This is a genomic window from Pseudomonadota bacterium, assembly GCA_018823285.1.
In the GTDB taxonomy this organism is placed as follows: domain Bacteria; phylum Desulfobacterota; class Desulfobulbia; order Desulfobulbales; family JAGXFP01; genus JAHJIQ01.
Genome location: JAHJIQ010000056.1, coordinates 35,388 through 43,598, shown reverse-complemented (window position 1 = coordinate 43,598; position 8,211 = coordinate 35,388). Strand labels below are relative to the sequence as shown.

8 protein-coding genes are annotated in these 8,211 nt (G+C 51.9%); 6 read left to right on the top strand and 2 right to left on the bottom strand.

Annotated features, from left to right (window positions below):
* The 6 genes from KKG35_13110 to KKG35_13085 form a co-directional block, all read left to right on the top strand.
* Positions 1-620, top strand: a 620-nt coding sequence (locus KKG35_13110) for a molybdopterin-dependent oxidoreductase (protein MBU1739065.1), incomplete at its 5' end; no start/stop codon positions are given.
* A gap of 48 nt (positions 621-668) precedes the next feature.
* The gene (locus KKG35_13105; protein MBU1739064.1) at positions 669-2,261 is read left to right on the top strand and encodes a molybdopterin-dependent oxidoreductase; all 1,593 of its coding nucleotides are present in this window, start codon (positions 669-671) and stop codon (positions 2,259-2,261) included.
* 64 nt (positions 2,262-2,325) lie between these two features.
* On the top strand, positions 2,326-5,394 hold the full coding sequence (locus KKG35_13100; GenBank protein ID MBU1739063.1) for an FAD-dependent oxidoreductase: 3,069 nt from the start codon (positions 2,326-2,328) through the stop codon (positions 5,392-5,394).
* A 1-nt stretch (position 5,395) separates the two neighbouring features.
* A complete protein-coding gene (locus KKG35_13095) occupies positions 5,396-5,602 on the top strand; it encodes a hydrogenase iron-sulfur subunit (GenBank protein ID MBU1739062.1) in 207 nt (68 codons plus the stop codon).
* 42 nt (positions 5,603-5,644) lie between these two features.
* Complete coding sequence (locus KKG35_13090; GenBank protein MBU1739061.1) at positions 5,645-6,001, top strand: hydrogenase iron-sulfur subunit; 357 nt, start codon at positions 5,645-5,647, stop codon at positions 5,999-6,001.
* Positions 6,002-6,095: 94 nt separating this feature from the next.
* Positions 6,096-6,461 (top strand): response regulator, encoded by a 366-nt coding sequence (locus KKG35_13085; protein ID MBU1739060.1) that lies wholly within the window; start codon positions 6,096-6,098, stop codon positions 6,459-6,461.
* 115 nt (positions 6,462-6,576) lie between these two features.
* Here the strand turns inward: KKG35_13085 and KKG35_13080 are convergent, their stop codons facing one another.
* Complete coding sequence (locus KKG35_13080) at positions 6,577-6,975, bottom strand: response regulator (protein MBU1739059.1); 399 nt, start codon at positions 6,973-6,975, stop codon at positions 6,577-6,579.
* A 169-nt stretch (positions 6,976-7,144) separates the two neighbouring features.
* Entirely contained in the window at positions 7,145-8,206 is a 1,062-nt protein-coding gene (rlmN, locus tag KKG35_13075; protein MBU1739058.1) for a 23S rRNA (adenine(2503)-C(2))-methyltransferase RlmN, read from the bottom strand.
* Between the last annotated feature and the right edge of the window lie 5 nt (positions 8,207-8,211).

Here is an 8,211-nt window from a genome sequence, read left to right as displayed (position 1 = left end):
TTGATCTGAACAAATGTGTCTACTGCCAGAAATGCTTCAACAGCTGCGAATACGGAGCAATCGAACTTTCTGCCGGTTCCTTTGATGAACAGGGAGGAGCCAGGGAAATCAGTTTCAGATTCAATGAAAAATGTGTTCATTGCGGCAAGTGCGTTGATAACTGCTCAACCGGAGCGCTCAACAAACGGGATATGATCGTCCCCATTAACAATGAGGAAGTCCGGGAAGTCAGATCCACCTGTCCATATTGCGGTGCAGGTTGTCAGGTGCTGTTGCGGGTGAAGGGCGACACCCTGATGGAAGTAACCGCAGAACCCGATCTGGCTCCGAATTATGGAGCGCTCTGTGTCAAAGGCCGTTTTGCCCATAATTTCATTCAGCACCCCGACCGGCTGACCACCCCCCTGATCAGAAGAGAAGGGCAGCTGATCGAAGCCACCTGGGAAGAGGCCTACACCGAGATTGTCAACCGCTTTAAAGACCTGAAGTCGATGTATGGCGCCGACTCCATTTCCGGTTTCAGTTGTGCCAGGGCAACCAACGAAGAGAATTTCCTGATGCAGAAATTCATGCGGACAGCGATCGGAACCAACAATATCGATCACTGCGCACGACTCTGACACGCTCCCACGGTGGCCAGTTTGGCCCTCACCTTCGGAAGCGGCGCAATGACCAACTCCATTGCCGACACCAAGATCACCGACCTTTTCTTCATGATCGGCAGTAACCCGGACACGAGTCACCCGACGATCGGCTTGCGGATACACCAGGCGGTTGACCGCGGTGCAAAACTTGTGGTGGTCGATCCGCGCAAGACCGCCCTTGCTGAAAGGGCCGACCTCTGGCTGCGGATCAAACCGGGAACGGATGTTGCCTTTTTGAACGGGTTGATGAATATCATTCTGGAGGAAGATCTCTGGGACAAAAAGTTTGTCGAGGAACGAACGGAAGATTTTGACGACCTGGTCAAGACCGTCAGGAAATATCCGACGGAAAAGGTTGCGGACATAACCGGCATCCCCGTCGACCAGCTTAAACAGGCAGCAAGAATGTATGCTGCTGAAGGACGACACGCCATTTTTCACGGCATGGGGATCACCCATTACGTCACCGGAACCGACCGGGTAAAAAGTATCGCAAACCTTGCGATGCTTTGCGGGAAGGTTGGAGTCGCAGGAGGCGGTTGCAACCCGCTCCGTGGCCAGAACAACGTTCAGGGGGCCTGTGATATGGGCGCGCTGTTCAACTCTCTCCCCGGGTACGGGGCGCTCGACAATCAGGAGGTCCTCGATAAGTACGAAAAACTCTGGAAAGTGAAACTGCCGAGAAATCCCGGAAAACCGGCAACGGAAATCTGGGAGAACATCTTCAAGGGCAATATCCGGGGCCTCTATATCTTCGGAGAGGATCCGGCCGTGGCCGATGCCAATATCGCCCATGTCCAGGAGGCCCTGGAGAAGGTCGACTTCCTTGTGGTCCAGGATCTCTTCCTGACTGATACCGCGAAAATGGCCGATGTGGTCCTGCCTGCAGCCTGCTACGCCGAAAAAGACGGCACCTTCGCAAGTACGGAAAGGCGCGTTCAGAGAGTAAGAAAGGCGGTCAACCCGCCCGGCAAGGCGAAGCCGGACTGGCAGATATTCTGCGATCTTTCCACCCGGATGGGGTATAAGCTTGACTACACTTCAGCCGAGGAGATTTTTGAAGAAATCCGGACCCTTCTTCCCCAGTACAGGGGAATCACCTATCAGCGTCTGGAAAAAGAAGGCTTGCAATGGCCGGTCCCGGATGAGAATCATCCCGGAACCACCGTTCTTCACACCAAAACCTTCACCCGTGGAAAAGGATTGTTCATTCCTGAGGATTATATCCCGCCGGTCGAGCTGCCGAATGATGAATATCCGCTCTCATTTACCACCGGCCGTGACCTGGCCCGCTACAATTTCAGCAGCATGACCGGTAAAACCGCAGAGATTGACCTGATCAGCCCTGAATGTTTTGCCGAAATCAATCCTGCCGATGCGGAAAAGTATGGGATCAACGACAAGGACTGGGTAAGATTGACCTCCCGCCGAGGTTCCGTTGAACTCAGGGCGAAAATTACCGACAAATCTCAGGAAGGAACAGTTTTCGCCACCTATAATCACCTGGAAGCGCTGGTTAACTTCCTGACCCTTGATGCCCTTGACAGGCTTTCAAGAACACCGGAATACAAGCTTTGTGCAATAAAACTTGAGGTATTGGATAAGAAAGCCGCCTGAGTGGAGGCGGAGCGTACACATTTATTTTAAAATGCTAATAAACAACTCCCCGGAGTAACAAATTATGGCAAAAGCAAAACAGCAGAAAACCGGGACCAAGTCAGGGACTGTAATGGTCGTTGGTGGGGGTGTCGCTGGTGTTCAGGCGGCTCTCGATCTCACCGATCTTGGTTATTATGTATACCTGGTCGAGAAGTCTCCAGCAGTCGGCGGGGCCATGGCCCAGCTCGACAAGACTTTCCCGACCAATGATTGTTCGCTTTGAATACTCGCACCTAAACTGGTAGAGGCCGGTCGGTCTCCCAATATTGAGATTCTCAGCAACTCAGATCTGCTTTCCCTGGACGGCAAACCTGGTAAATTCAAAGCAAAAATCCGCCAGCGTCCGCGTTATATCGACGCCGACAGCTGTACCGCCTGCGGTCTTTGTACGACCTATTGCCCGAAGCATCTGTCCGACGCATACAATGAAGGATTAGACTTTACCCGGCCGATCCACATCGATTATCCGCAGGCGGTGCCGGCGACCTACTATATTGATCCGGATGCCTGTATGCATCTGCAGCACGGCACCTGTAAAATATGCGTGCCGGTCTGCCGCAGCAAATCGATAGATTTTGACCAGAAACCGGTAGAGCTCACTCTGGAGGTCGGGGCGGTGATTCTTTCGCCGGGATTCGGTCGGGTGCCCGACGAGGCGCTTACCAGCTACAGCTACGGCAAGCATCCTGATGTGGTCACCAGCATGGAATTCGAAAGGCTTCTCAACCCTTCAGGGCCATTTGAAGGAGAGGTGCGGTGTCTTTCCGACAAAAGACATCCGAAAAAAATCGCCTTCATCCAGTGTGTCGGATCACGGGACCTCGGTTGCAACAACGGCTACTGCTCTTCGGTCTGCTGCATGTATGCGATCAAGGAAGCGATGGTCGCCAAGGAGCACGATCCTGATTGCGAGATCACCATTTACTATATGGATATGCGAACCCAGGGCAAGGATTTTGATGCCGCGAGAACCAGAGCGGAAGAGCATTTCGGAATCAAGTTTGTCCGGGCCAAGGTCGCCGATGTCATGCCCTGGGGGAAAAACCTCAAGCTCACCTATTCAACCATGGACGGCGTCCACAGTTTCGAAGCCTTCGATATGGTTGTTCTCTCGGTGGGACTTGATTCGCCTGCCAGTGCCCATGATCTTTCCAACATTACCGGCATTGCGCTGAACAAGTATGATTTCTGCAAGACCAGCACCTTTGCCCCCCTCGCCACCAGCAAAGAAGGGATCTTTGTCGCCGGAGCTTTCCAGGGGCCTAAAGATATTCCTGAAAGCGTCACCCAGTCGAGTGCCGCAGCTGGGGTTGCTGCCGGTCTGATCAAAAGTCAGCGGGGCCAGGGAGTGGTCATCAAGAGTTACCCCAAGGAGAAAAAAGTCAGCGAACAGGATGAACCGCGAATCGGCGTCTTTGTCTGTCACTGCGGAATTAACATCGCCGGGGTTGTCGATGTCCAGAAGGTTGACGATTACACCAAGGACATGGAAGGGGTCGTCTTCCATGCCCAGAGCCTGTACAGCTGTTCCCAGGATGCTCAGGAGGTGATCAAGCAGAAGATCAAGGAGCACAACCTGAACCGGGTCGTGATCGCCGCCTGTTCCCCGAGGACCCATGAACCGCTTTTTCAGGAAACACTGAAGGATGCCGGTCTGAACCGTAATCTTTTCGAGATGGTCAATATCCGCGACCATTGCTCCTGGGTCCATGCCAATGAACCGGAGGCAGCGACCAATAAATCCATGGATCTTGTCAGGATGGGAATTGCCAAGGCCCAGAAGATCCAGCCCCTCGCTGAACAGACCGTTCCGGTCACCAAAAAAGCGGTTGTTATCGGAGGTGGCGCAGCCGGAATGACTGCGGCGCTGAACATGGCAGAACAGGGCTTCCACACCTCGATTATCGAAAGGTCAGACAAACTTGGCGGCCAGCTTGTCAATCAGCACTATACCCTCGAAGGCGACAGCACCGCCGATTTCCTGAAGGGTATTACCGATCAGGTCAGGAAGAGTAAAAATATTGATGTCTTTACCAACAGCGAACTGGCGGAGGTCAGCGGATTTGTCGGTAACTTTTCATCGGTGATCAGATCCGGCAAAGGGAAGGAGCAGACCATTGACCACGGGGTGATCATCGTCGCTACCGGTGGCCGGGAGCATAAACCGCTTACCGTACTCGGGAAAAGTGTGCCGAAATCAGCCAATATCATAACCCAGCAGGAGCTTGAGGCCCGGCTCGCCGGAAAAGACAAGAACCGCGCTCCTGATTCGGTCGTCATGATTCAGTGTGCAGGCTCCCGGGGTGACGATCTTGCCTACTGCAGCAAAACCTGTTGTACCCAGGCAGTCAAGAATGCCCTGAAAATCAAGGCTATCAACCCCGGATCGCAGATCATCGTCCTTTACCGAGACATGCGGACCTATGGTTATGCCGAGGATGCCTACCGTGAAGCCCGCGAGAAAGGGGTTATCTTTATCCCTTATTCAATGGACAACAAGCCGGTTATCAGTGCTAAAGGGTCGAAGGTTGAGGTTTCCTTCCATGATCCGATCCTGCGGGAGGATGTGACCTACAATCCTTCCCTGATCACTCTGAGCGTCGGGACTGTGCCGGAGGATACGGAAGAATTGAGCAAACTGCTTAAAATTCCGATCAATGAAAATAAATTCTACCTTGAAGCGCATGTTAAACTCCGTCCTGTAGAAATGCCGGTTTCCGGGGTGTTCCTTTGCGGCCTGGCCCATTCACCAAAACCACTGGACGAGATCATTGTCCAGGCCCAGGCGGCTGCAGCCAAGGCGGCGATCCCTCTGGTGAAAGGCGTGGTTTCCGTAGACCCGATAGTTTCCCATGTCGACCAGGAGAAATGTATCGGCTGCCGTATCTGCACGAGCCTCTGCCCGTACAAGGCGATTGACATGGTCAAGGTCGGGAAACTACCTAAAGCCGAGACCATTGTCGCATCCTGCAAAGCATGCGGGATTTGCGCTTCGCACTGTCCCACTTTTGCGATTTCCATGGGAGGATTCACAAATGAACAGATTAATTCCCAGATCGAAGCCTTCGGCGTAGCTTTGGAGGAAAAATAAGATGAGCAGTGAACAGTTCAACCCAAAGATTCTCGGTTTCCTGTGCAACTGGTGCTGTTACGCGGCAGCTGACTCGGCCGGGGTATCGAGATACCAGTACCCGCCAAATTTAAGGACCATCCGGGTCATGTGTACCGGAAGAATCGATCCGGCATTTGTGATGCGGGGTTTTGCCGAAGGAGCGGCAGGAATCTTCACCGGCGGCTGACAACTTGGTGAATGTCATTACCAGGTTGGTAATTACGACGCGATGGGAGTGAATGGTCTTATCATTAAAGTGCTGCAGGAGGTCGGGCTCAATCCTGCCCGATTCAGTCTGCAATGGGCTTCAGCTGCAGAAGCGCCCAGGTTTGTTAAACTGATTACCGATTTTACCAATACGGTAAAGAACCTTGGCCCACTTGGACACGCAGAAGGGCTGAAACCGGAAGAAGCAAAACAGAGGGCGGAAAAAGCCCTGGCGCTGGTCAGCGACAGAAAGCTCCGGATGGGGTTTGGCAACTTGAGTAAAGAACTCCGCAAGGAGATCCCGGGGATTACTGATAAGTCGATCGCTGTCGCGGTTGATGAAAAACTCAGCAAAACAATTGCCGCAATCACCGGCTGATTATTGAAATCACTTGTTTTATCAAGCGGGAAGCCATTAACATCAGGTTAATGCTTCCTGCTTTTTTTATTGAGCCGAGCCAAAGAGGTACCAAGTGAGTAACGTTTTACTGGTAGAAGATGACTACCTGATCATGGAGACCACCAAAGAACTTCTGGAAGTCTGCGGCCATCAGGTAACCGCTGTAAAAAACGGCAGAGATGCTGTGAAGGCCGCAGAAAAAAATGAAAACGAAATCGACATTCTGCTGCTGGATCTGACCCTCCCGGACATCTCCGGCCTTGACCTGCTGCCTAAACTGATTGCGTTAAAACCGGCAATGAAGGTCATTATCTGCAGCGGATCAATGGCAGAGGATGAGTCACTCCGCAGTAATCCGGCGGTCAAGGGGTTCCTGAGCAAACCCTTTGATCTGCAACAGCTGAACACCGCTCTCGGGAAAGTTCTCTGCTGCGGGTAAGGAATTTCTACGCATTTAAGAGCGAATAACGTGAGACTTCTGGTTACTGGAATTCTTTACGCTTTGCATGCGCACTACCTGATCGGTGTAGAATCACCATGAGGGGGGATGGACGTTATTTTTCCCGGGCAATTTTTTCAGCCTTTTCGAGAACGTTCCTGATTTTTTGAGCCAGCATTTCAGGGGTAAAAGGTTTGATGATGTATTGATCAACCTTAGCCTGGATCGCTTTCAGGATATTTTCTTTTTCTCCCTCTGCAGTCACCATGATAAACGGGATATGGGCGAGGGCAGGGGCCTTCCTGACATGTTTAAGTAGTTCCACCCCGGTCATTCTGGGCATGTTCCAGTCGGAGATAATGAGATCGATCTTTTCATCGGCAAGAATCTTTACCGCCTTTTCCCCATCGGTTGCAAATGTCAGATTTGTGTATCCCTGTTCCAGCAGGATGTTGCGAATAATTTTCTGCATTGTATCGAAATCATCAACAATGAGAATTCTGATGGAAGGCATGTTTACCCCGTGGTTTAAGAGTTGTCGGGCTGTATCGTTCCAATAATCTGAGATGATACCATTTCAAGCTTGAAGATCTCAAAGACTAAAAGGAAAATAGAGTTGTTAAAACTCCATCTGAGCTGCGTAAGCTTTATTCAAGTTCCCGGGAGACACTTTCCGTTACAGCTCATTTCCCATAAGTCCCCGCAAGTTGACCACATGCGGCAGATATATCGCTCCCCCTGCTGAACCTGATAAAAACGGAAAACCCTGCTTTTCGCAAAACATTCTGAAACGCTTCGATCGTCTCGATTGATGGTCTTTCGTAGGGCATCCCCGGACAGGCATTGTAGGGCAGAAGGTTAATCTTGCAGCGAATATCTTTCAGCTTGGCGACCAGTTCTCGGGCATCTTCGAGGGAATCATTCAGGCCTTTGATCATGATATACTCAAACATGATCATCCGTCGGCGGGGCAGGGGAAATGTGCGACAAGCCTCAAGGAGTTTGTCGACGGGATATTTCCTGTTGACCGGCATCAATTCATCCCGGACTGAATCCTTGACGCTGTGCAGGGAAACCGCGAGGTTAACCGGCGCCTTCTCGCCCAGCTGTCTCATCTTCGGCACCAGGCCGCAGGTGGAAACGGTAACCCTTCGCCCGGAAAAATCGAGCCCCCGCTGGTCCATGATAATATCGAGAGCGACCAGCAAATTGTCAAGATTCGCCAGCGGTTCACCCATTCCCATAAAGACAAGATTATTGATGCAGCCGCTTTTTTTATCTCCGCTGGAACAGGCCTCGTCGGGCAGTGAATCGATTACGGCGCAGACCTGATTGACGATTTCCGAGGGTTCCAGGTTTCTTTTCAGCCCCATTTTCCCGGTCAGGCAGAAGGCGCATCCCATGGCGCAACCGACCTGGGAGGAGACGCATAAGGTGTTGCGATCCTCTTCTGGAATCAGCACCGACTCAACCAGATAACCATCTTCAAGCAGAAAACCGAACTTGATCGTGCCGTCCTCCGATTTTTCCTGAATCTCAGGGACCAGGCGGCTGATCCGAGCACTCTTGGCCAGCTCAGTCCTGAACTCCTTGGAAAGATCGGTCATCTGCTCAAAACTCGTGATTCCAGGACGGTACAACCAGGAGAAAAGCTGTCGGGCCCGGAAAGCCTGCATCCCGGCTCCGGTGACATAGTCAACGAGCATCTGTTCGCTGAGATTTTTCAGATCAATCTTTTTCGTCATGCTGC